Here is a 24,585-nt window from a genome sequence, read left to right on the forward strand (position 1 = left end):
TTGGCCTGTTAACTAACGTTACATCGACATGAAAAAATCATTACTCTTTATATTGGGGCTTGCTGGCACAACCTTTTCGGTCATCGGCCAGAACCAACAGCCACCTAATCCAAGCTTTGAAACGTGGGAAACACTTCCTGGTCCAATTTCCAATACCTACGTTGAGCCTGAGAACTGGAACACTTCCAACGAGTGCACGGCCATCATCAACCAGTTTTCGGTAAGTAAATCGAGCGATGCTCATACTGGCAGTTTCTCCGCAAAGTTGGAAACTAAAAGCAGTTCGTTTCCTGGTGTTATTATCAATGGAGTTCTTACTACGGCAGATATGATCTGTTTGGCTCAGGGCGGTGGGCAGGAAGGTGGTATTGCTTACACGCAGGAAATGACACCGGATAGTATCGTTGTCTGGTACAAGTATGCTCCAGCAACCGGAGATTCAGCCTACTCGCAGATCATGTTCTTGGCCAATAACGATCAGGACACCGTTTCGTACACGCGAGTGAATATTGTAGGAAACGCATCAGAGTGGACAAGACTTTCCGCTCCTTTGAACCCGACAACTGGAACTCCTGAGAAATTGAGTCTGTTCTTCAGTTCAAGCTACGGAGATGGTTCTCAGGGTCAGGCCGTTGTGGGGTCGGTACTTTTTGTGGATGACGTGGAGCTCATTTACAATCCGGCAGGGATAAATGATGATTACAACAATTCCAAGTGGAATGTTTACCCGAATCCGGTGATCAATGAATTGAACGTGAGTGTGGCACCAGGGCAAAAAGGCAAATTGGAGATTCTGGATGTGACGGGTAAGCGTGTGAGACTTGTGAAAGTTTCAGAAGCTACCAGAAAGATCGATGTAAGTCAATTGGCAACTGGAATTTACCTGTATCAATTCAAAGATCTGAATGATCGACCGATCCGAACCGGTAAATTGATGGTAAATCCTTAGGGATCCGGTCAATGGTTTTTAAAAGGGAGACGAACATCAGCACGATGCGTTTCCCTTTTCCTTTAAAAGATTGAGCATGCGGAAAGTCTTATCCATATTACTTGCAGGATTTTCAATTGGAAACGCTGTGGCGCAAGACACAGGAACACTCTCAGGCACCGTTTACGATGAGGAAACGGAAGAGACGGTCATCGGGGCACATATCGTATCGTTGGAAGATCATACAATAGGTGCATCTTCAGATATTGAAGGGAACTATTTCTTTACGATGCCTGTGGGCAGACACAAGGTGATCTGTTCCTACACAGGAATGGAGCCGGATACAATAGAGGTAACTATTGAGAAAGGGAGAAAGACCGTCCAGAATTTCACACTCGGCATGCATTCGGAGCAGTTGGGTACCGTGGTTGTCTCTGCCGGAAAGTTTGAGCAGAAACTGGAGGAGTTGACCGTGACCATGAATGTGATGAAGCCTGAGATCATCGAGAATCGGAACTCCACCAACATCACATCAGCACTTGAACAAACTCCCGGGCTCACGATCATGGATGAAGAACCACAGATCCGCAGTGGTAGTGGCTACAGTTTCGGTGTTGGTAGCCGTGTGGCCATTCTGGTAGATGACCTGCCAATATTGAACGGAGACATCGGAAAGGCAGAATGGAGTTTCATTCCGATAGAGAATGTGGAACAGATCGAAGTGATAAAAGGTGCTTCATCTGTGCTTTACGGATCTTCTGCGCTCAGTGGCACCATTAATGTGCGAACAGCTTACCCGAAAGATAAGCCGCTTACGAAAGTGAACTTGTATACGGGATTCAGAAGCGCCATCTTGAGCGATGATGCGTCATTCGGTACGCGCTTTGCCAATTTCTTTGGACTGGATGCATCGAAAGCCAACGGTATGAAATGGTGGGACGGTGTGGCAAATTTCTCGGGTATGAACTTCCTTCACTCAAGAAAGATCAAACAGCTCGATCTTGTGATCGGTGGAAACTTCCTCTACGATTACGGATACCTCGGACCACAGATGCCGTTGGCGCAACTGGATTCGTTCAGAGCTTCATATCCGCTCACGCTTTCCGGTTATGTGAATCAACAGGATCCGACCGATACGATAAAGGATATTTCAAATAAGGATGTCCGAGAACTAAGGGGAAGATTCAATTTCAACTTGCGATACCGTAACAAAAAGGTGAGTGGATTGAACTATGGATTGAACGGTAACTTCATGCGTAGCAGCAAGAACTTCTCATTGGTGTGGCAGGCAACTGAGCGCAACAGTGATGGCAGATATCGTTCCTATCCTGGAACGATGACGCTGACGGAGATCTTCACATTCTATATAGATCCATTCATCAATTACCTTACATCCAGAGGTGTTAGGCATACGCTGCGTTCGCGCATTCTTTACAACAACAGCAATAATTCCAATAATCAATCCGTACAGAGTACGGTTTATTTCGGAGAGTATCAGATTCAACGCACATTCAGCAAGATGCGCGACCTGAATATGATCGCAGGTGTTGCGGGAAGCTATACACATTCCAAGTCGCAGATCTTTGTTGGCGGAAATCCTTCAGGAATCAATAATGCCAAGAACTTCAGCATGTATATGCAATTGGACAAGAAGTTCTTTAAAGTCCTGAACCTGTCTGGTGGTGTTCGTGGCGAGTACTTCCAGATAAATTCCACCGAGTTTGTGGTAAAACCTGTTTTCCGAATGGGACTGAGTTGGAAAGCTGGTCGCGAGAGTTACGTCCGTTACTCGTATGGTCAAGGCTATCGTTTCCCGACCATTGCCGAAAAGTACATTCTCACTACTTCTGGTGGATTGGGTGTATTCCCAAATCCGGATCTAAAACCCGAGACCAGTTGGAACATGGAGCTTGGATTCAAACAGGGGTTCAAATTGGGTAAGTTCTTCGGCTATTTCGATTTTGTGGGATTCTGGCAGGAATACCAGAACACGGTTCAGTTCGTGATGGGACGTTATGACCCGAATGTGATTCTTCCAGGATTCAAATTCCTGAACACAGGAAGAACACGCGTCAGAGGAATTGAGACCTCTGTGATGGGCGGAGGACAGTTCACCAAATCATTCGGTATGAACCTGATCGTTGGATACGTTTATACACTTCCAGAAGCGGTAAACCCAGAGCAAGTGTTTTACACGGACACAACTGGAGGGACGTTGCAACAGTTCACGCATTACAGCACTTCCATCGATTCAACGAAAATCCTCAAGTACCGTTTTCAGCATTTGGTCAATTTGGATATCGAGTTCAAATACAGGAAGTGGGCGCTTGGATATACCTTCCGTTACTACAGCTACATGAAGAATGTGGACAAGATCCTTTACGCGCTTGACTCAAGTATCAAGGAAGCGTATGGCCCTGATCAATTCGACACAGGGATCATCAATTATCGTGGGGATCACGAGGCCACGGATTGGCAGAATCAGACTGACCCGAAGTACACCATTGCCGATAAACACCATGGCAATTACGTAATGGATGCGCGTTTGAGCTTCCAAGTGAATGAGTGGCTGAAGGCAGCATTCATTGTCAATAATATGCTCAACCGTTCTTACTCGCTTCGCCCATTGAAGATGGAACAGCCGAGAACTGCAAGTATTCAGTTTACGGTTAAAGTTTAAGGGAATGAACTTGATACGGAAAGCCCGAAATCGAATTTCGGGCTTTTTTTATGCTGCAAGCTTTATGATTCTCAGGTAATTCGGTTCCAGCAGGCCATTGTCGAAGTAGCCGCGTTCTTTCAACAGTCGATGCATCTTTGGCAGATTGTAGCTGGGTACGGTCATAAGCAGGTGATGCTCCGCATGATAGTTGACATGGTGCGGAGCAAACAGCATTCGCTCCACGAAATTGGCATACGTGGTGCGCGTGTTCTTCATATTATCATTCCTGTCTGGAACAACGCTGTGCTCCGCAATGGAGCGGATGCGCAAACAGAACTGATAGGTAGTGAAATAAGCTCCGACCCAAAGCAGATAAAGCCAACCGTTTCCTGTTGCCCAAAGTGCTGCCCACATTGCAAAATTGACCACTATCGGGCCTGACATATTTCTGAAAAAGATGAACACATGTCCAATTCCTTTTCGTTCCTCTTTCGGAATGCGTTCAACTCTTCCGCCCAAGTTGAATCGCCACAGACCAGATTGAATCATGATCAACGCAAAAAGGATCTTGACCCCAGTAAGTCCGATCAGATCACGAAAAATCTTTCGTACAAGGCTTCTGCTTCCAGCTGGATAACCCTTGGTCAGATCAATGTCCGGGTCGATGTCCTCGCCCGTATGAGAATGGTGCGATAGGTGATAGGGGCGGTAACGCTGCACGTCCAGGAAAATGGGAAAGCCACCGAAAAGGTTTCCAGCGATCTCGTTGGCGCGTTTCGTTTTGAACTGTGCGTAATGCGAAGTGTCGTGCATGATGATGGCGCACGCCAACTGCTTTCCTCCAAACATGAACAGCGAAAGGATAATAGTGAACGGATTTGGCCAGATTCCAGCAATTGCGAAAGCCACAACGATCCAAAACCAAGTGTCGGCTATTTCCAGCGCAGCCTTCCAATCCGATTTCTGCAAGAGCTCTCGGATCTCTTCTTTGGTCAGAAAATCGTTTGCATTAACGTTCATTTCGATGTCTCCAGTTCAAACACGGCTTTAGTGATGTCATCATCATCACGGAAATAATACACGCCCCCCCAATTATACACAACCTTCTTGTACACGTATGTCATGCGCTCGCGCTTCATGGTTATCTGGGTGATGGTTCTGTTCACTTCCTCAATCACTTCTTCGGTTCGTGAAACGACATTACCAGCATCCTTGATGGCAAGGCTTTTCCGTTCTTCCTCCATTTTGGCCACGGCTTCACTACGCTCGCGGTTTTGCGCCTCCGCAACAGATTTGGCCTGTGCCTGTGCCCGTTGCTCGGCTTCATAAGCCTCTTTGGCTTTTCGTTTCCGCTCCTCCTCAAACGCAGCTTCCGATGCTTCGCGCTTCTTTCGCTCTTCCTCTGCTTTGAGTGCTTCTTCCTGTCGCTTTTTTTCTTCTTCGGCCTGTTGCTGAGCAGCTAACCGTTCCTCCTCAGCTCTACGCGCATCTGCCTCGCGTTGGCGCCTTTCAATTTCCAGGCGTTCCAGTTCCGCTCTACGTTTTTCTTCCTGCGCAGATTTTTCTGCGGCCAAGCGCATTTCTTCTTCCAATTCGGCCTTCTTGCGGGCACGCTCTTCCGCATCAGCTTTTGCAGCTTCTGCGGCTTTTGCTTCCTGTTCCGCTTTTTGCTCAGCAGCTTGTCGAGCCTCTTCTTCAGCTTTCATGGCAGCAGCACGGGATTCTTCTTCGGCTTTGGCCTTTGCCAGTCGCTTTTCCTCTTCCTGTTTCGCTTCCAGAGCTTTGCGTTCATCTTCTTCGGCTTTCAGTTGGGCAAGGCGTTTCTCTTCTTCCAATTTTGCCTGCGCTTCCCGTTGTCGTTCTTCCTCCAGTTCATTCTGTCGGGCAAGCTCTTCCTGACGTTTTTTCTCGGCTTCTTCGGCCTTTTTCCGCTCTTCCTCTTCGCGCTTGCGCTGTTCTTCGGCTGCCTTGGCTTCTGCTGCTGATCGTGCTTCTTCCTCCGCTTTTGCTTTGGCCTCAGCCGCCAAGCGTGCTTCTTCAGCTGCTTTGGCCTTGGCTTCGTCATCGGTCTTTTTTACACCTTCCTTTTTGGCAGTTTCATATTCCTTGTCGAAGTTGATGAGTGCCGAACGTATGCTCTTGGTGTAATCCGTATCGTAGGTGAAAGCATCTTCCTGCGGATTATAGAACCACTTGGCCACAGGCTGGTTGAATATGACCGTATTCACGCCTTCATACTGCTCGAATATCTCCACCTCAAAATCGAAATCGAGGTCTTCGCCTTTGATGTCTTCAGGCACATTCTTGGTGCTGATCTCAATCCGTTTGGTGATGTAACCAGGCTTTTCGAACGTGATCATGTAGTTCTTGCCGAACGCCAGTTCAGGAATCATCTTCGCCTTACCTGGTTCAAAAACCTCTTTGGACTTACCGTCCTCTGTGATCGTCACTTTCGAACCATCGAATCCACCATTGTCCACTTTGAACTTGATGAGAATGGCAAGGTTTTGTGCCAATCCCATCTGTGAAACAAAAAGGAATAGAATCAGTAAAAATTTTCTGAACACCGTTTGTATTGGCCAGATTATTGTCAAAGCGTTAAATTTAAAAGAAGAAATTCCTTCCACTTGAGTTCAAAGCTGATCTTTTTCCTCTGTCTGTCCACATTTCTGCTGGCAACCAATGCAATAGCACAAGATGTGCCAGCTAAGTTGATGGCTTTCAATGAGGCGATCGGTAAAGAGTATAACGTAACCAATAAGGGAAAGATGCTGTTGGTGGAAGGTTTCCGAGAAGGGAAACAGGTAAAACTCGATAGGGTGAACGTGTTTGACCTCGACCTGGAAACGTTGAAGTATTCTGAGGCCGATCGGACTGTTTCTGTCAATTGCTACGATGATATAGATGGTTGTGTTGAACAGAAACTTCTCCTTGATAAACGTAAAAGCTATCGAAAGCGGTTGGTTTTCGGATTGAATGAAGATGCCGCTTCGGATGAGATTTTAGAAAAGCTGAAGGCACTTTTAACGGATATGAGTAAAACGTATTGACATGAAACGATTGGTTTTTCTTTTAATGATGGTGATTGCCAGCACCACATGGGCGCAGGATGCGGATGTACTGTTCGGCAAAGCCGAGAATCTGTTTGCAAATGGCGACTATCAGAACGCAGCCAACCTCTATACGAAGGTTCTCGCTGGGGACCCAGAGAATATGAACGCCTATTTGAGACGAGGATTTTGCAATTCCGTGCTCAAAAAATATGACGAGGCCATTGCCGATTTCTCGGTAGTGATCGATAAGCATTCTGATCATCCATTTGCTTATATAAGTCGTGGAAGTGCCTACAACAAGACGGAGGATTTCAAATCGGCACTCATCGATTTTGATAAGGCATTAGCGCTTGATCCCGAAAATCAGGAAGCGTACAATAACCGTGGTTGGGCAAAAAATGGGATGGGACTTTATAAAGAAGCCTGTGCCGACTGGAAAAAATCGAAGCAGCTTGGCAATGAAGAAGCCAAGATCATCCTAAAGAACAATCATTGTAAATAACCTATCATGAAACTGACCGCAACTATACTATTTGCCCTGAGTCTGTTTGTTTCAGACGTGAGGAATGAACCCACCGCAAATGATCAGCAGAGCTACACCGACTGTGTGGTCAAGTATCGGTCCAACTGGGGCGAAGATTGCTCTCAATGCGTAAAGTGGAACGATAGTTATGTGGTCTATCTCAAGAATACCTGCACGGAAGCCATAGATGTGATGGTGTGTGTGCAAGAGTCCAATAAAGAATGGAGACGTTTTCAGCATTCAGGAATGGCTTCTGGCGATTCTCTTCGCGCTTACGCATGCGAAGGAACGGGAAAATACATGGCGTGGGGCAGAAGAGCAGGGGACGAGAGTGTCACATTCCCAACCATTGAGGAAGTGAATAAGATGTATTCGGATTGATCATTTACGCGGTTTATACCGCATACTGATGGTCAGATCGAATTTGGCCACAGGTTCAGCCCCGTGTTTTGAAGGAACCGTTGCCACCACTTGAATGGAAACGTTCTTCCGTTCGCCATCTTGGATGGTCTCGTTAAATGCTGACAGCACTTTCTTGCCATCTAAACAGGTGAAATAAACATCACCATCGGCACGCGTGAGGAATTCCGCATTCAGATTCTTGAACACAACAGAAACATTCTTCTTGGTTTTGGCCAAGTAATCGAATGCGATCCAAGCCCCCGTAACATCTGCACCTGTGGCAAGCGCACCGAAATACATGCTGTTCAGGTGGTTGCGTGTTCTGCGATTCAGCGGAATACGTACCACCGTTTTGTCTTCTGTGTATTCCACCAGTTTTGCTTGCACAAAACCGATAAGACGGATTTTAAAAAGGCCAACCAGTTTGAATCTCAGGTTGGCCTTTTGAATTTCATTCAGCATCAGCGCTATTTCTTCTTCAGGTCTTCAGCGTCAATTCGGTACTTGTGTACCCATGCATCAGGAACTTCCTTCTTACGAAGTTTCTTCATCTCTTTCAGCGCTGGTTTCAGACTGTCGAATTTGCTGGAATACACGTAGAACCACTTGCGCTCGTCATTGTAAACGATGATCGCATCACGTCCTTTCGACTTCCAGATGTCGATGGCCTTCCAAGCGTTTTCCACTTTTCTGAAGGATTCGATCACTACGTAGTAACCGCTTTCAAGCTCGGTCTTCTTCATGCCCACGCTACCGTCATCTTCGCGGTAAGGAGTGATCTGCTGAAGCATGCCTTTCAACTTGTTGGTGTCAATCATTCGACTGTTCACATCTTCGATCTCTTTGTTCAATTGATCGATCTCACGCTTCAATCTATCAAGGTCGTCATCATGCTGATCAACACGCTTCTTCACGCCATCCACTTCCACTTCAAGCGAATCCATCTTAGAACCGAGAACGGTTTCAAGTGAATCCATCTTGTTGTTGAGGAGTTCGTTGTCTTGATTCATGCGCTCCATGTCATCTTCAAGTTTCTTGAACTTCTTCTTGAAACCATCCAATTTGAAACCGAGCATGATCTCGTTTGACCAAGGAGCACCAGGATTTCCATCAATGCCATTCAACGTGAAGTCATAAGCATATCCGAATGTGAACTTGTCAGCGATCTTGAAGCCAATGGAGGCAACGGGACCAGTTTCGGCTCGCCATGTAAAGGTGGCCCAAACGATGTCCTTGTACCCGAATTTCAGGTTCGCATCATACGAAATGTTGGTCTTGTAAGGAAGCCAACGCACCAATCCTGATGGGGCGATCAACCACTTGTCCTTGATCCAGAAATCGTAACCTGCATAGAATCGGAAGTGACGGGAAAGATCATAGTTGTAGGTATTGTCCTTCGCACGAATCTGACCAACGGTTTCAATTACATGTGGAGAAGCAACGCTGATCTCCAATCGGTTCTTCCAGTTATATCGGATACCTGCATCCATATCGAAGGATGTGCTTCCAGTATTGCCATTCGCAAGAATAGGATCGTTCGGATTCTCGACCACCGCTTTATCGAAATTGAACTGAGTATGATTAATACCCACACCCAAACCGAGAGACAATTGATGGTCGGTGGCCAATTTGATGTCGTGGGCGTAAGCCAATTTGGCGTTCACCGTTGACATGAAATTCGTTTTGTCGTAAACGATATTGGTACCGATGTTCGTGTTCTTGCCCAAAGGCGTGTGCAAACTCACCAGGCCAGTTGTAGGTGCGCCTTGCACGTTGGTCCATTGGTTTCGATAGTTGATGTAGCCTACCAGACCTTCGCTGTAACCAGCATTGGCAGGGTTCAACAGGAACCTGTTCTGTAGGTACAGGCTGGACAGACGGGTCTGTTGGGCGGTTGCATCCCAAACTTGGCCAAGAAGCCCGATCATCAATAACGTAACGTATATCTTTCTCATTCGAGTAGGATTTCGTGTTTAGGTCTTTTATTTCAAAATACTGACTGCGCCATCAAAGCGATCATCGCGTCCGTCACATTCAATAATGTAGTAGTAAGTGCCGTCAGGAAGCTTGTCTCCCGCAAAGTCGGTTCCTTTCCAATCGTTCTTGTAAGCGTTGGAATTGTAAACCTCAACACCCCATCTGTTGTACACTTTCAGAAGACAATCCGAATAGCTGTCGATGTTTCCGACATAGAAACGGTCGTTTGTACCGTCACCATTTGGTGTGAAGAGGTTCACTGGCTTCAAGTTGTAATCCATCAGCACTTTCACATTCACAGTATCCTGAGATTCGCAACCATGAAAGTCAGTTCCAACCACGATGTAGGTGATATCTTCTGAAGGATTGATGCTCGTTGGCATATCTGTGGTTGAATTGTCCAGATAGGTTTCTGGAGACCATACATAGCTGTTAGCACCCGATACCCAAAGCGGAACATCCTCTCCCAAACTAATGGTGGTGTCATTGCTCGATGAAAGCACAGGAAGCAGCCAACTCGTCACATCGATGGATGTCTGTCCTTTACATCCATGCTCGTCTGTTATCAGCACTTCATAGGTGTCTGTTGTATCTGCCTTGATGCTCTGGGTGGTTTCGCCTGTACTCCAAAGTGTTGGAGTTCCAACGGGATCAACTGTCAGGTTCACCGAACCGCCATAACAGAAGTAGAGGTCGCCATCCGCTGTTATAGCTGGTTCAGGCAGCGCCCATACGTTCACGTAATGCTGAACAGTATCTCTACATCCATCAGTTGTATAAGCAACCATGGTCACTAAGAAGCTGTCTGGCTGAATGTAGTTGTGGAACGGGTTGATACCACCATCCGTGTTCTGGTCGCCCAGATCCCAATAGTAGTTCTGAATGGTTGAACCTTTTGGATCGGTGATGTTTGTGAAATTGGTCGTGTTTCCAATGCATACTTCGGTAAACGTGAAGTCAGCTGTTGGTGTAGGATGAACCGTTACCGTTTGGGTCAACGTATCGGCACAGCCGAATGACGTTGTTCCGATGAGACGAACTGAAGCTGCTCCTGCACTGCTAAAGGCAAATGCTGGATTTTCGTCTGTTGAAGTTCCTTCCTGTCCGAATGTCCAGTTGTATGAAATGGTGCCGACCACGTTCTGAGAAAGGTTGGTGAACTCAACCAATGTGTTCTGACAAGCGTTGTCAAATGTGAACAGTGCAATCGGGTAGGGGGCGATGGTAACCAGTTGGAAGGTGTCGTTCACACATCCCTGATCGGAAGTTACACGCAGACCGATCTGGTAGTTTCCATCCGAAATGAACTGATTGGTGATGGAAGCTCCCGAAGCATCATCAAAGAGTCCATTTCCATTCAGTTCCCAACCGTAACTCGTTATTTGACCTGAGGAAACGGTGCTGATGGCCGTCAATTCGGTCTCATCACCCAAACAAACATTTGCGGTTGAGAATTCCACGGTAGGCATTGGGTCAACAGAGACATTCTTATTGGTGGTTGATTGACAACCTTGGTCAGAGGTCACTTGAAGGCCAACCACATAAGAACCAGCAGTAACGAAATCATGGGTTGTAGAACTTCCGCTCGCGTTATCGTAAACACCGTTGTTGTCAAGGTCCCATTCCCAACTGACAATTGATCCAGAAACAATGGTGGACTGATCTACAAACTGAGTGGCGGTTCCTTCACAGACATCAGCAGCTGAAAAACTTGCGGTTGGAACAGGGTTAACCGTGATCAACTTGTAAACTCCTTGTGGTGCATCCATGTCGGTCACAATTTGAAGACCTACGTTGAACACGCCAGGGCTGTTGAACGTGTAGTTGATGGTTGGACCGAATGCATCGTCAAATTGTCCATCTGCATCGAGGTCCCAGTTCCAGTTGGTGATGGTGGCACCGCCCGAAACCACGGCAGTACTGGTAAAGGTTGTTTGTGAACCTTCACATACCAGTGTGGTCGAATAGTCGACCACATCAACGGTGGCGTTGGCATTGAACGCGATCAGCGTCAGTATTGCAAACAGGATTCTCATCTTTTTCATCCTTCTGTATTTCTTATCTGATTACATCAAATCTTAGCACGGTCTGTTCGTTCTCGCTGACCAAGCGCAGGTAGTAGATACCATTTGAAAGACCGTTCACATCGATTGATATTCGGCCCGTCTTATCCAATCCATTTACGGTTGTGCTTTTCAAAATCTGACCCGTAGTTGAGATCACATCCACATACAGTTTGGCTGTGATGCTTGAACTTGGCTGAACAAACAGTTCTGAATTTGCTGGGTTCGGGTAGATGGCGAAATTGAACGCTTCGGCATCGGCAATTCCAGTCTGAAGCGTATTGATGCTGACCGTGTAAACATCCTCGCCACAGTCATTGGTCACGGTCAGAGTAACCGTGTAAGTACCATGATGGTCGTAAACGTGTACTGGAGATTCGGCTGTTGATGTGGAATCGTCTCCGAACGTCCACATGTAAGAACTTCCATTTGCAGAAGTGTTGCTGAACAGAATCGCAGTGCCACTTACTGTGTAATCGAAATTGGCAACTGGGAGCAACGTTGAGGCTTCAACATCAACCGTGGTAGATTGCGGACAACCATTCACATCGGTGACAGAAACCGTATAAGTGCCGTTGGTAAGGTTCACATAATCGCCATTCGTCTGAAGGCTACCACCATTGAGGAAGTAGTTGTAAGAAGGAGTTCCTCCCTGCGCTGTCACATGGATCTCGCCAGCATATTGCCCTTCACATGCCACACCAACTACTGTATCTACTGTAATGCTGATGAGTTCAGGACTCACCAACGTAACCGTGTCCGTATCGGTGCAACCGTTAGAGTCCATCGCTACGATCAAGTGGTTTCCTCCATTCAGCCCGCTCAGGATTTGATTTGATTGGAAGGTTGCTCCTCCGTTGGACGAGTAGGTGTAGCCTGGAGTTCCTCCCGTTACCATTACCGTAACCGTTCCGCTCGATTGGTTCGGACAAGCTGGGTTGTTGTTCAGCGTTCCCGTAATGTTTACGGCAGTAGTAGGCTCAGTAACATTCACGGCAACGCTGTCAACACATCCATTCTGGTCTTGTGCATACAGCGTGTAGAAACCTGCGGCATAACCGCCAAACGTATTGCCCGTCACGAAACTCGCGTTGTCGTCCGAATACAGATATGTTGGCGTACCGCCATTTCCCACAAGCATCACTTCACCAGATGATTCGCCCAAACAGGCTGCATTGGTAATATTTGCCGTAAGAACGAATGCAGCATTTGGTTGCGAAACGATAACTCCTTCAGAGGCTGTGCAACCATTGGCGTCACGAACAACGGCAAGGTAGATTCCACTTGAGAGGTCTGTAAAAGTTCCTCCATTTGCGAAGAAGTTGCTACCGCCATCAACCGAGTACTCATAACTTGCAGTGCCGCCATCGGCAATGATCTCGATTTCCCCTGTCATCTCACCAAAGCACGCCACAGGGCTTGAATTGGTCTCAACCGTCAGTTCTGTCGGCTCTGTCAGCGTTTCACTAAGGTTATCTGTACAACCGTTGGCATCTCTAACAGTCAAGGTGTAAGAACCAGCACCAAGGCCATCAAACACACCAGAACCTTGGAAACTCACGCCATCCATGCTGTACTGGTATGGAGATGTTCCAGATGCAGCAGCTACTTCAATCGAGCCACTTGCCTGTCCGTTACACAGCGCATTTTCACTATTGATGAGCGAAAGCATCAAAATGCCTGGCTCTGTCAACGTAACGTGAATGGTATCGGTACAACCGTTCGCGTCCATTGTCCCTACAATGTAATTGCCAGCCGCAAGGTTTTCGAACATATCGGCTACATCATACGTGCCGCCATCCAAGTTGTAGCCGTATGGCGAAACGCCACCAGTTGAAGCTACGCTGATGCTTCCTGAGTTGTCTCCGTTACACAGAAGGTCGGAAGACGCAACCAGACCAAGTTGAAGTATGGGTGGTTCGGATAGAATGATGGTCGTGTCGAAAACACAGCTGTGCGCATCCACGATCTCAATATCATGAGACCCTGCAGCCAACCCACTGAAAAGACCGCTCGATTGCGGTGTTCCAGCATCGACCGCGTACGTGTACGGAGCAGTTCCACCAGTTCCAACTACTGAGATCTCTCCTGAGTTGTCACCGTTGCAAAGGTTGTTCTGCATTCCCAAAAGGTTGATTCCCAGCGTGTCGGCAGGTTGATCGACCGTGGTCGAAACCGTGAAGGAACAACCGTTGGCATCTACGGTGGTCACATCATAATTCCCAGCAGATAGCCCCGTGAAGGTCAATCCCGATTGTGGCGTGCCGTTGTTCAGGCTCAACGCCAAAGGAGGCGTAGGACTGCCAAGAATTACTGCTGTTATTGAACCCGTCATCTCGCCATAGCAGGCAACATCTGTAGGTGTCAAAGTGAAATCGGGCAGGTCGTAGATCTCAATCTGTTGCGTCAACGAATTCACACAGAACTGAGAGCTTGTAACGGTCAATGTCACATCATACGTTCCGAAAGTGCTGTAGGCATGATTCACATTGGAAAGCGTGCTGCTGTTTCCATCACCAAGATCCCAATTGTAAGTTCCTGATGAAGATGTGTTGACGAAATTGGCTTGCGTGCCTTCGCATACGTTTGAGAATGTGAAGTCCACATTTGGAAGACTGTTCACTGTGACATCGGCCGTATGCGTGTCAATACATCCGTTATTGTTGGTTGTGGTGAGAACAACCGTATAGGTTCCACCAGTTGCGTAAGTGTTTGACGGGTTGGCATCCGTTGAGGTATTTCCATCGCCAAAATCCCAAGCATAGGTCAATGTCCCAGCACCTGTGCTCAGGTTGGTGAAGACCGTTGCATCGCCTTCACATGCAGTGGTAGCAGAGAATAGGGCAGTAGGTGAGTCAGCCACATTGACAGAGGTTGTGGTCACATCCTCACAGCCATTGTCCGAAGTAACCGTAAGTGTTACGGTGTACGTACCGCTTACTGCATACGTATTACTTGGGTCTTGGTCTGTGGAAGTGTTTCCGTCACCGAAATCCCAAGCGTAGGTCAACGTTCCAGCATCAATGGTCGAGGTGTTGGTGAATGCGGTTGCATTGCCTTCGCAAGCTCCAACATAGGTGAATGAGGCCGTAGGAACAGGAGTTACATGCACCGTTTGTGTGGAAGTGCTTGAACATCCGTTGGCAGAAACAACCGTCAACGCCACATCATACATGCCCGTATCGGCAAATACATGTATCGGGTCCACGAGTGTTATCTGACCGCTGCCATCATCCATGTTCCAGGTCCAACTGCTGATGGAATAACCTGAAGTGATGGTAGATTCGTCTGTAAAGAAAACAGATTCGCCTGCGCAGGCAGGAGAAAAGCTGTAATCTGCAACAGGTGTTGCATCAACCGTTACCGTAAACGAGCATGAGTTGGTGTTGCCGGCCACATCCTCAATTCCCCAGTCTTGCGTGGTCGTTCCAATTGGGAACGTACTGCCAGAAGTAAGTCCTGTTGCATCGGTTTGCGAAATGGTATAGCCACAATTGTCTGAACCTGTTACTGCTGCATAGGTCACAGTTGCACCACTTGCATCAAGCGAACACACGGTAATGTCTGAAGGACAGGTGATGCTCGGAGTTTGATTATCTTCAACCGTTACCGTTGCCGTACAGCTCGAAACATTGCTGTTCACGTCCGTTATTGTCAAAGTGACCGTGTTTGTACCGATGTCCGAACAGTTGAAAGATGTCTGGTCCAGCACCTTGGTAGCAATCGCACAGTTGTCGGTAGAACCATTGTTGATGTCACTCACCAAAAGTGTGGCACTACCTGAACCGTCCAACACCAAGGTCTTGTCTTGACACACGGCATTGGCAGCCGTGGCATCAACAACCGTTACCGTGGAAGTACAATTGTCTGTATTTCCGGCTGGGTCTTCTGCCGTAAGGGTTACCGTATTGGGGCCAACATCTCCACAATCAAATTGTGTAATGTCAAGTGAAAGGGTCACGGAGCAGTTGTCAGAACTTCCATTATCAATATAGTAGGTGAAGATCGAAACGTCCCCCAGACCATCCAGATCTATTGAAATATTCTTACAGACAGCAACAGGGGCTTCATTGTCCTCAACTGTAACGGTAGATGTACAGGTGGAAGATCCCCCATTATTGTCAGTAATGGTCAGAGTAACTGTATTGGCACCTAAGTTCGAACAATCAAATGAACTTACATCCAGACCAAATGATGCCACACCGTATGCATTATCAAACGAGCCGTTATCAACATCCGGACGTTGCAGCACTTTAGAGTTGAACACAAAGTCAGAAGTTGCACTTGTATTGTTCCGTCCTCCAGCGTATGGGTCTCCGTCATTTTTCTGAAGAGAGAAAGGAGCCGCACTGCCATCTGCAATAACCACGGTATACTGGCTTCCAGAAACCACATCGACCGTTTCTTTCAGCACGAATTCTGTTGAAGTTCCTGCATTGAAGGAGATCGGATTGGAATATGTCATTTGAGTGAGAAGTGTACCACCGAGTCCCTCACCCGAATAAATACTGACAGTTGCTGTGGTGGTAGGGGCATAGGCTGAACTGAAAGTGAGTCCTACGCTGTGCAGAACACCATCGGTACCAGCGGTAAATGACTGCCACGCCATGTTGCCAGTGAACGATCCGGCCTGAACCGATTGGCTTACATCCACCTGTGGTGTGGTACTCCCGATGGCAAAACTGTAGTTTCCTGTTCCATCAAGCTGAACAGTAAGGTCTTGGCAAGTGGCCGTTGGGCCATTGGGTATTGGAGGAACCGCTGGATTCAACGAAAATCCGTCCGTAAACACACCAAGTAATATGAGGGTAGGTAAAAGTCTTTTCATGAATTCAATTTCAGAACATGCACAACTTTAAAAGAGGGTCGCAAAATAGTAAAAAGGAAGACGAAACTTGAAAGTTGATAGATCAAGTTACCAATAACCTCGATTAACGGCTCAGTAACTAACTGCCACGTAGTAACCTGAATGGTTACGGATGTTGAGAACGTACTGATTATCGAAGATGAGATACTGGCCTTTCACTCCGGTAAGTACCCCTTCCATTGTTGGTTGTTTGGCGAGTTGGATGCTTTTCACCTTCGCAGGCGTGTCGAGTGTAGGGTAGTGGAGATCCCAGACCTGAGCATCATCATTCACATACTGCTTCAGTTCGGTAGGTAGAAAGCTCTTGGCCTCTTGCTTTTTCTGAAGGAGGTCTTCTTGCAGCACCTCGTTCTTCAGCATACGTTGCCAATTGGTCTTGTCGTTGTAATGGTCCTTCAATGCCACCTCTATCAATCCTGATAATTGGCGGTACGGAACCTCTGCCAAGATGATAGCTTGGCTGGCACCTTGATCTATCCAACGTGTCGGTATCTGCGTAGAGCGTGTAATTCCGACTTTCAATCCGCTACTGAGCGCCAGATAAACGAAATGTGGTTGCACATGATGCTGCATCTCCCATTCAGGGTCGCGGCCCTTGCCCAAGTGGCCTTCGCACAGTTCGGGTCGCACAATACATTCGGCATTTTGCGGAGCATTGGCAAAGCACGGGTAGCAGAATCCCTGACCGAAAGCCTTCTTGGTTGCTCGACCACAGGCCACACAGTTGATGCGACCATCGAACTCGATAACCACCTTTTTACCAAGCAGTTCATTGATGTTCAGTTCCCCATCTTCCAACCTTAGGCTGTACTGAATAGGCTCACCGTACTCAGTATGCATCTTATGCAGGTTTCCTTGCAACTTATATTGATTGGTTCTATCTGGAAAAGATAAATATTTGGGGAATCTTAGATGAGTTTTTGCGAATCAATTCAGAACTCACAGTTATCCGTACACCTCACGCCTCCTCATAAACAGGCTCCCAAAGCTCTATCTTGTTTCCTTCGGGATCGAGAATGTGTACGAACTTGCCATACTCGTATTCGGCAATCTCATCGCAGATGGTTACGCCAGCGGCTTTCAATTCCTCAACCAGTTCTACCATGTTTTCCACGCGGTAGTTGATCATGAACTCACGCTTTGACGGTTCGAAATACTTCGTGTCTGCCGCAAACGGACTCCATTGAAGTGAGCCTTTCTTGTCCTTTTCTTCCAGTAATCTGAACTCGAAAGTGCAACCATAATCGTTGGTGGCAAGACCGAGATTTTCGGCATACCATTTCCGTTGTTCTGCTGGGTTTTCGCTTTTGAAGAAGATGCCGCCAATACCTGTAACGCGGCCTTTTTTGGATGATGACATAACGTGAGAATTAGCTCCCCAAAGTAGCATTTAAACCCTGAAACCGATCAGGCAAATATCATCTACTTGAAAACTGCCGTTCTTCCATTCATCAAAAAAGGAAACAAACCTCTCGTGCTGCTCAGGCATGCTCAGGCATGAGAATTCTTGGAGCTTTTCGCGGAAACTGCGCTTGCCCAAACGCTTATCGCGCTCGCCACCAAACTGGTCGTAGTAGCCATCGGACGTAATGTAAACGTGGTCTCCTTCTTCCAATTTGATGGAAATAGGGTTGAAGTTTCTGTTCGGTTTTCCGATGCTGATGCCGCCTTTATCCGTTCGGTAATCCGCCACCGCGCCTTCGGTCACCACATACACGCATAGGTTGGCGCCAGCGGCTTTCAACGTATTCGTTTTCTTATCGAAACTGCACATCACCATGTCCATTCCATCTTTGATGTCAGGATTTCCACTACGGCTCAGGTCTTCATGGAACATGCGGTTGGCGTTGTTCAAGATCACTTCTGGATCGCGGTAGCCGACAAGGTCGATGGAGCGCTGCAAGGCCGAACTGGCCAAGATGCTCATGAACGCGCCTGGAACGCCATGTCCCGTGCAATCGATAACGGAGAAGATGATGTGCTGGTCTGATTCCTCTACCATGTAGAAGTCGCCCGAAACCGTATGCAGCGGACGGTACATTACGAACAATCGGTCTTTGAGCTTTGCAAGCACATTATCCTTCGGCAGAACCACCTGCTGAATGTTCTTGGCGTAATTGATCGCGTCCTGCATATTGCGGTTCTGCTGTTCTGTCTTGTCCAGAAGCCCTTCGATCTGAACCTCGTATTCGCTGTTCATTTTATTCAGGAAGAAATATCCTGTACTGACCAACGCAAGCCCCAGAACAGACGAGATGCTTACGAAGAACGGGTCTTTGATGATGGGTTCGGCCACGCCCAATCCTGCTCCCATCAGATCCATGATCTGATTGTAGAACAGCAGCACCAACACGTTGATCGTGAATGAGATGAACAGGTGTTTCCGTTCTTCAAATCCGAATAAGATAACGGGCATGAAACTCAACGCGATCTGAAAATAGCGGGCGACATAAAAACTTGCAGGATGCACCGATTCGGGATGCATGGCGCGAATATGACCCACAAAAATGACGGAGAACAGCGGCAGGGCCGTGCTCAGAATATGGCGCGAAAGCACGCGGTTGTCCAGATAGTTCAAGAACGGCACCAGCCAGGTGACCCCGAGTAACAACAGAAACCAGTTGATGGTGGCCTGTGGCGAACCGATGGCAAGGAAGCCACCCGTAAGCAGAAGCGCGATAATAAAAATGATGACCGAAACCTGATTGGTAAGGATGATCTTACGGGAGAAGTAAGGTGTGTCATTTTGGCTCACGCCCAACTCCGAAACGAGTTTCCACGCTTCGCTGAACCATGATGCCACGGCATTTGTGGGACGTTCGGATGTGGTCTGGATGGTATCCACGACTAATGGAACGGATGAGAGCTTGAATGGTTCGGTCGTTGGGCGAAAAGACCTATTCCTCAAACTTCAGCAGACTGAACGCCCCGCGCGCAATGGCCACCGTTCCTTTCGATTCCTGATACAGTTTCACATCGGCTTTGATGATCCGCTTGCCCACTTTCAGCAATTCCGCTTCCGCGTAGATGTCTTCCTTGATGGCTCCGCTCAGATAATCAATGCGCAGATCGATGGTGTTGAGTTTGTCTCTCGCGTCCGTAAGAACCGTGGAAGCCGCAATCCCCGCTGCCGAATCGGCAACGCTGGCAATGATGCCGCCATGCCATAGTCCTTGCAAAAAATCGCCAATAAACTCTTCCTTGAACGGCACATGTATCTTGGCGAAGCCTTCCTTCAGTTCAAGGATCCTGAATCCGAAAATGCGATTGGCAGGCATGTGCTGCTCAATCGCCATTCGGATTATATCCCACTTCTGTTGGTCGCTATCGTAGGTAAGTCCCGCCAAAATTATTCTGCAACCGAAGGTGTGGGAACCTCAGGATTTGTGAAGGCTATGATGACACGTTCAACCAGAAGATACATGACAGGGACAATGATCAATGTGAGGAACGTGGCGAACGAAAGTCCGTAAACAACCGTCCACGACATCGGTCCCCAGAAAGCAACGTTGTCACCTCCGAAGTAGATCTGCGGGTCAAGGTCGCTCATCAGTGTATAGAAGTTGATGTTCATACCTGTCGCCAAAGGCAGCAGTCCGAGTACGGTTGTAATGGCCGTAAGCAATACAGGACGCAGACGCGTTTTGCCACCTTCCACAATACATTCGATGGCCTCGTTCAGCGGAAGCGTACTTCCTTCAGGCATGCCCAATTCCTCACGCTTACGAGCACGGGTCAGGTCAATGTAGTCGATGAGAACAATCGCGTTGTTCACCACAATGCCAGCCAGCGAAACGATACCGATTCCTGTCATGATCACGGAAATAGTGTCTCCGAAGATGATGATGCCCAAGAACACACCGATGGTGCTGAACGCCACAGAACCGATGATGATCAATGGTTTGATGGCCGAGTTGAACTGTGACACAAGGATCAACACGATCAGGCCAATGGCGATCATGAAAGCTTTGCCCAAGAAGGCTGCCGCTTTCTGCTGTTCTTCGTTTTCTCCAGTAAAACGAAGTGTATATCCTTCTGGAAGTTGGTAGTCTCCAAATTGCTCCTGGATCTGCGCATTGATGTCGGTGGCATTGTAGCCTTCGATCACATTCGACCAAATGGTGATGGTGCGATTCTGGTCTCTTCGTTTGACCGAACCGAACGAACTGGAGAACGAAATATCTGCCACAGACGAGATGGGAACCTGCTTGATCTTGCCTGTGGTCATATCGCGGAAGGTGATCTTTTGGTTGAGAAGCGAGGCCACATCATAACGATACTCGTTCTGCAATTTCAAGATGATCGGGTATTCATCCTCGCCTTCTTTGAACTTACTGATCTCTTTTCCGAACAGAGCGGTTCGCAATGTTCCACCGATCTGTGCGGTGCTCAGTCCGAAGGTTCTGGCACGTGCTCTATCGATGTTCACCAACAGTTCTGGTTTGCCAGTTTCAAGATCGAGTTTCAATCCTTCCACACCTGGGATCTTCTGTTCTTCGATCTTGCCTTTTAGTTCTTCCGTAAGCGCAATCAGTTTATCGAAATTCTCACCGCTCACTTCAATGTTGATCGGTTTCCCTGCGGGAGGTCCTTCACGGTTTTTCTGAACGTTGACGATGATTCCAGGACGTTTGCTCAGCTTCTCGCTCAAGTCGCGCATCACGGTAGAACTGGAAATACCTTCCCGCTGCTCAAATGGTTTGAACGAGATGGTGATCTTGGCCTTGTTTGGCGTTTCGCCTGCTGGAGGACCATCGCGTGGGTCGGTAGAACCCGACCCGATGTTGGTCATCACCGAATTGACAGAAGCCATGTACGGCTCGATGATCTCATTCACCTCGGCTTCAATATCAAGTACCGCTTCGTTGGTCTTTTCAATGTCTGTTCCCGTAGCCGATTCGATGAAAACGTTGATGTATTTCGGATCGTTGGCAGGGAAGAACTCCACCTTTGGACCGACAATTCCAACAATCACAAATGACGCAAGAAGCAGAACCACCGTTCCACCGAAGAAAGCGAATGGCCTCCAAGAGGTGAGTGAGAAACGCAAGGTTTTCAGATACCAGTCTTCCAGCACCACCAAGAAACTGTCTTGGAACCAGAAAGAAACAGGGCGGAGAATGAACGCATTGACCACCGTCAGAATGGCAAGGGTGGCGAGTATTGTTCCCAACGAAAATGTGCTGTAGGTGTTATCGCCAATTTTCAGTCCGCCTTCGGCATCGACCAAGTAACATATCGCACTAAACAGTACTTCAATACCAACCGTGATCAAAAGTGATTTCAAATTGATCTTGCGGTCTTCTTCCTTCTTCATAAACAGAGCCGCAAATACTGGGTTGATGACCAAGCCCACGATCAACGAAGCACCCAATACTGCGATCAACGTCATCGGCAGGTACTTCATGAATTCGCCCATAATGCTGTTCCAGAAGAGCAGTGGGAAGAAGGCGGCCAATGTGGTGGCGGTAGAGGAGATGATCGGCACGGCAATTTCGCCTACACCATATTTGGCGGCATCCATTTTTGACATGCCCTGCGAGTACAGTCGGTAAATGTTCTCGATGGTCACAATACCGTTATCCACCAACATACCAAGCGCCAATATCATGGCGAAAAGCACCATCATGTTGATGGTAACGCCCATGGCCGCAAGAATGGTGAAGCTGAGCAGCATCGATAATGGAATGGCAATACCCACGAAGAGTGCGTTGCGAAGACCGAGGAAGAACAGCAATACAAGCACAACCAGGATCACACCTGAATAGATGTTGTTTTCCAAGTTCAGCAGCTGTCCACGTACCTGATCGCTTTGATCGTTGGTAATGGTGATCTTGAGGTCCGAAGGGAAGTTGTGCTTCTTGGCATCGGCCAGAATGGCAAACACCTGATCGGTGGCATTCAGCAGGTTTTCACCTGATTTCTTCACAATATCAAGTGAAACAACAGGATCGCCACCCAAACGCGCGTAACTGTTACGGTCCTTGTAGCCGTCCTCAACCATGGCGATGTCGCGCAGGTAGATGATGTTCCCGAATTCGGCCTTCACAATGGTGTTCATGATCTGGTCCATATCTCGGTATTCCCCAGAAACACGGATGGTTCTTCGCGTACCGTCCATCAGGATGTCACCGCCAGAAATGGTCATGTTCTCGTAGCCGATGGCGCTTTCAATGTCGTTGAAGCTGACCTCAACCTGCTCCATTTTATTGACATCGACATTGATGTTGATCTCGCGTTCCAGCGCTCCTCGGATGTCCACCGATGAAAGCTCCGAGATGGTTTCCATGCGGTCCTGCAACAGTTCTGCGTAATCTTTCAGGTCATCCAAGCTGTAATCTCCCGAAAGGTTGATGTTCATAACGGGCATTTCCGACATGTTCACATCCATGACCATCGGATCCATGTCGAGGTCGGTCGGAAGCTCATTTTTGGCCTTGTCAACCGCATCCTTTACATCTTGGAGCGCGTCATCCACATCCACATCCGTGGTAAATTCCACAATGATGATGGAATTGTCCTGAACGGAAGTAGAAGTGAGTTCGTTGATGCCTTTCAGCGGTTTGATCTCATTCTCGATCGGTCGTGTGATCAGGTTCTCGATATCCACAGGCGAGTTCCCTGGATAGACAGTACGAACGTAGATCTGCGGCATCACCACCTCGGGGAAAAGCTCCTTCGGCATGGTGGAGTAGGCGAGAAGACCTCCCACAACAATAAGGATCGTGAGGATGAGGATGCTGGTGCTGTTGTTGAGAGAGAGGGTCGATAGCCCGAACTCCTTCAGCATACCTTTCTTTTCTGTTGTTTCGTTGCTCATATTCGTTTCGATTCTTTAATCCCCCGTCACTTCGTTTCTCTTCGTGACACCCCCTTGGAAGGGGGAACTGCGCTGATCCTTCCGCCTAAGGCGGATGCCGAGGTACGAGGCGGAGGATTTGATCAATTTCATATCTACCCTTGAACTTTTACAAAATCGCCATTGGCAATTTCATTGAAACCTTCCACAACCACTCGGGTGCCTTTTGAAAGTCCTTCCACGATCATGGTGTGGCCTTCGCTGGTGCGACCCGTCTTCACGTAGGTTTTCACCGCTTTCGGCCTTCCTTCTTCTTCCTTCACCACAAATACGAAGTCGCCTTTGGCATCCTTACCAATGGTGATCGCTGGCACGACCAACGCACTATCAGCTTCAAAATCTTTGATGCGCAGCACCGCCACGCCATTTGGTTTCAGAATACCTTCTGAGTTCGGGATTCGAACTTCCACCTCAAATGAGCGGTTGGCTGGATTGATGATGTTTCCAACAGTGGCGATCGGAGCCTTGGTGGAATAACCGAAAGAAGGGAATTCCACATCTACCATGGCTCTTGGTCGCACCGACTGAACGTAGTTCTCCGAAACATCCACCTTCACTTTCATCTGCTTCATGTTCACCATGGTCAGCACAGGCATTCCAGGTGCGGCCAGTTCTCCCACCTTCTGGTTCACTACGTCCACAATACCGTCAAATGGCGCTTTAATGATGCTCATGCCCATTTGCGCCAGCAGCGTTTCCTTTTTCTTAATGAGGCTTTCCAAGTTGTTTTTGGCCTGCAGATACTGCATTTCCGAACCGATCTTCTGCTCCCAAAGGTTGGCCTGACGGTTGTAAACGGTCTGCGCCAGCTCAATGCCATTGTTCACTTCATCCAAGCTTCTTTGAAGCACGCTGGTATTCAGTTTCACCAGCACCTGACCAGCAGTTACGTGGTCGCCATCGTTTACAAGGATCTCCTTGATCTGACCTCCCTGTTCTGGGCTTACGCGCGCCATCTCCATGGCCTCGATGCTTCCGTTCACATTGAAGAAATGCTCGAAGTGCTGCGGCACTAACTCCTTGACGGCCACAAGGATACCTTCATCCTCTTGTTTCAGTAACGAAGAATCGCCCTTCATCAGTTCTTCCTCCATTTTATTGATCTCGTTCTGGAGTTTGGCCAGTTCTACCTTTTTGGCATCAAGGGCCGCCTTTTTTTCTTCAAGCGTCTTTTCGCCTCCGCAGGCGCTCAATCCCAATAGGGCAGCAAGTATAAAAATGTGTGTTCTCATAGTGTTGATGGCGTTTCTA

General features: G+C 47.9%; 17 protein-coding genes. 5 read left to right on the plus strand and 12 right to left on the minus strand.

Annotated features, from left to right (window positions below; translation table 11 throughout):
• Positions 1 to 28 precede the first annotated feature (28 nt).
• Together GC178_00130 and GC178_00135 are read left to right on the plus strand one after the other, a co-directional pair.
• Positions 29 to 949, plus strand: a complete 921-nt coding sequence (locus GC178_00130) for a T9SS type A sorting domain-containing protein (GenBank protein MBI1285968.1) — start codon at positions 29 to 31, stop codon at positions 947 to 949.
• A 76-nt stretch (positions 950 to 1,025) separates the two neighbouring features.
• Complete coding sequence (locus GC178_00135) at positions 1,026 to 3,608, plus strand: TonB-dependent receptor (GenBank protein ID MBI1285969.1); 2,583 nt, start codon at positions 1,026 to 1,028, stop codon at positions 3,606 to 3,608.
• Positions 3,609 to 3,656: 48 nt separating this feature from the next.
• Here the strand turns inward: GC178_00135 and GC178_00140 are convergent, their stop codons facing one another.
• A complete protein-coding gene (locus GC178_00140; GenBank protein ID MBI1285970.1) occupies positions 3,657 to 4,610 on the minus strand; it encodes a fatty acid desaturase in 954 nt (317 codons plus the stop codon).
• Positions 4,607 to 6,112 carry a hypothetical protein gene (locus GC178_00145; GenBank protein ID MBI1285971.1) on the minus strand — a complete coding sequence of 502 codons (1,506 nt, stop codon included), beginning with the start codon at positions 6,110 to 6,112 and terminating at the stop codon, positions 4,607 to 4,609. Before GC178_00145 ends, GC178_00140 begins: the two co-directional genes overlap by 4 nt.
• A gap of 105 nt (positions 6,113 to 6,217) precedes the next feature.
• Between GC178_00145 and GC178_00150 the strand changes: the two genes are divergently transcribed.
• The 3 genes from GC178_00150 to GC178_00160 are packed head-to-tail and all read left to right on the plus strand — an operon-like array spanning position 6,218 to position 7,547.
• Complete coding sequence (locus tag GC178_00150; protein ID MBI1285972.1) at positions 6,218 to 6,640, plus strand: hypothetical protein; 423 nt, start codon at positions 6,218 to 6,220, stop codon at positions 6,638 to 6,640.
• Position 6,641: 1 nt separating this feature from the next.
• Positions 6,642 to 7,145: a tetratricopeptide repeat protein gene (locus GC178_00155; GenBank protein ID MBI1285973.1), complete on the plus strand. Its 504-nt coding sequence runs from the start codon at positions 6,642 to 6,644 to the stop codon at positions 7,143 to 7,145.
• 6 nt (positions 7,146 to 7,151) lie between these two features.
• Positions 7,152 to 7,547, plus strand: coding sequence for a hypothetical protein (locus GC178_00160; protein ID MBI1285974.1), 396 nt, complete (start codon positions 7,152 to 7,154; stop codon positions 7,545 to 7,547).
• Here the strand turns inward: GC178_00160 and GC178_00165 are convergent, their stop codons facing one another.
• From GC178_00165 to GC178_00210, 10 genes are all read right to left on the minus strand, one after another.
• Positions 7,548 to 8,030 carry a DUF4442 domain-containing protein gene (locus tag GC178_00165; protein ID MBI1285975.1) on the minus strand — a complete coding sequence of 161 codons (483 nt, stop codon included), beginning with the start codon at positions 8,028 to 8,030 and terminating at the stop codon, positions 7,548 to 7,550.
• Positions 8,031 to 8,035: 5 nt separating this feature from the next.
• Positions 8,036 to 9,523 carry a type IX secretion system membrane protein PorP/SprF gene (locus GC178_00170; GenBank protein MBI1285976.1) on the minus strand — a complete coding sequence of 496 codons (1,488 nt, stop codon included), beginning with the start codon at positions 9,521 to 9,523 and terminating at the stop codon, positions 8,036 to 8,038.
• 27 nt (positions 9,524 to 9,550) lie between these two features.
• Entirely contained in the window at positions 9,551 to 11,590 is a 2,040-nt protein-coding gene (locus GC178_00175; GenBank protein MBI1285977.1) for a PKD domain-containing protein, read from the minus strand.
• A 13-nt stretch (positions 11,591 to 11,603) separates the two neighbouring features.
• A complete protein-coding gene (locus tag GC178_00180; protein ID MBI1285978.1) occupies positions 11,604 to 16,436 on the minus strand; it encodes a PKD domain-containing protein in 4,833 nt (1,610 codons plus the stop codon).
• 111 nt (positions 16,437 to 16,547) lie between these two features.
• Positions 16,548 to 17,315 (minus strand): DUF2797 domain-containing protein, encoded by a 768-nt coding sequence (locus GC178_00185; GenBank protein ID MBI1285979.1) that lies wholly within the window; start codon positions 17,313 to 17,315, stop codon positions 16,548 to 16,550.
• A gap of 118 nt (positions 17,316 to 17,433) precedes the next feature.
• The gene (locus GC178_00190) at positions 17,434 to 17,835 is read right to left on the minus strand and encodes a VOC family protein (GenBank protein ID MBI1285980.1); all 402 of its coding nucleotides are present in this window, start codon (positions 17,833 to 17,835) and stop codon (positions 17,434 to 17,436) included.
• Positions 17,836 to 17,865: 30 nt separating this feature from the next.
• A complete protein-coding gene (locus tag GC178_00195; protein ID MBI1285981.1) occupies positions 17,866 to 19,320 on the minus strand; it encodes a SpoIIE family protein phosphatase in 1,455 nt (484 codons plus the stop codon).
• A 52-nt stretch (positions 19,321 to 19,372) separates the two neighbouring features.
• Positions 19,373 to 19,822 carry a hotdog fold thioesterase gene (locus GC178_00200; protein MBI1285982.1) on the minus strand — a complete coding sequence of 150 codons (450 nt, stop codon included), beginning with the start codon at positions 19,820 to 19,822 and terminating at the stop codon, positions 19,373 to 19,375.
• Between the two features lie 2 nt (positions 19,823 to 19,824).
• The gene (locus tag GC178_00205) at positions 19,825 to 23,295 is read right to left on the minus strand and encodes an AcrB/AcrD/AcrF family protein (protein ID MBI1285983.1); all 3,471 of its coding nucleotides are present in this window, start codon (positions 23,293 to 23,295) and stop codon (positions 19,825 to 19,827) included.
• 134 nt (positions 23,296 to 23,429) lie between these two features.
• Positions 23,430 to 24,566 carry an efflux RND transporter periplasmic adaptor subunit gene (locus tag GC178_00210; GenBank protein MBI1285984.1) on the minus strand — a complete coding sequence of 379 codons (1,137 nt, stop codon included), beginning with the start codon at positions 24,564 to 24,566 and terminating at the stop codon, positions 23,430 to 23,432.
• Positions 24,567 to 24,585 lie beyond the last annotated feature (19 nt).

This window comes from Flavobacteriales bacterium (genome assembly GCA_016124845.1).
Taxonomy (GTDB): Bacteria; Bacteroidota; Bacteroidia; order UBA10329; family UBA10329; genus UBA10329.

Excerpts from the sequence above, each read along its gene's own strand:
- GC178_00130 (MBI1285968.1), top strand. The coding sequence starts at position 29 with ATGAAAAAATCATTACTCTTTATATTGGGGCTTGCTGGCACAACCTTT.
- GC178_00135 (MBI1285969.1), top strand. The coding sequence starts at position 1,026 with ATGCGGAAAGTCTTATCCATATTACTTGCAGGATTTTCAATTGGAAAC.
- GC178_00140 (MBI1285970.1), bottom strand. The coding sequence starts at position 4,610 with ATGAACGTTAATGCAAACGATTTTCTGACCAAAGAAGAGATCCGAGAG.
- GC178_00145 (MBI1285971.1), bottom strand. The coding sequence starts at position 6,112 with ATGGGATTGGCACAAAACCTTGCCATTCTCATCAAGTTCAAAGTGGAC.
- GC178_00155 (MBI1285973.1), top strand. The coding sequence starts at position 6,642 with ATGAAACGATTGGTTTTTCTTTTAATGATGGTGATTGCCAGCACCACA.
- GC178_00160 (MBI1285974.1), top strand. The coding sequence starts at position 7,152 with ATGAAACTGACCGCAACTATACTATTTGCCCTGAGTCTGTTTGTTTCA.
- GC178_00165 (MBI1285975.1), bottom strand. The coding sequence starts at position 8,030 with ATGCTGAATGAAATTCAAAAGGCCAACCTGAGATTCAAACTGGTTGGC.
- GC178_00170 (MBI1285976.1), bottom strand. The coding sequence starts at position 9,523 with ATGAGAAAGATATACGTTACGTTATTGATGATCGGGCTTCTTGGCCAA.
- GC178_00175 (MBI1285977.1), bottom strand. The coding sequence starts at position 11,590 with ATGAAAAAGATGAGAATCCTGTTTGCAATACTGACGCTGATCGCGTTC.
- GC178_00180 (MBI1285978.1), bottom strand. The coding sequence starts at position 16,436 with ATGAAAAGACTTTTACCTACCCTCATATTACTTGGTGTGTTTACGGAC.
- GC178_00185 (MBI1285979.1), bottom strand. The coding sequence starts at position 17,315 with ATGCATACTGAGTACGGTGAGCCTATTCAGTACAGCCTAAGGTTGGAA.
- GC178_00190 (MBI1285980.1), bottom strand. The coding sequence starts at position 17,835 with ATGTCATCATCCAAAAAAGGCCGCGTTACAGGTATTGGCGGCATCTTC.
- GC178_00205 (MBI1285983.1), bottom strand. The coding sequence starts at position 23,295 with ATGAGCAACGAAACAACAGAAAAGAAAGGTATGCTGAAGGAGTTCGGG.
- GC178_00210 (MBI1285984.1), bottom strand. The coding sequence starts at position 24,566 with ATGAGAACACACATTTTTATACTTGCTGCCCTATTGGGATTGAGCGCC.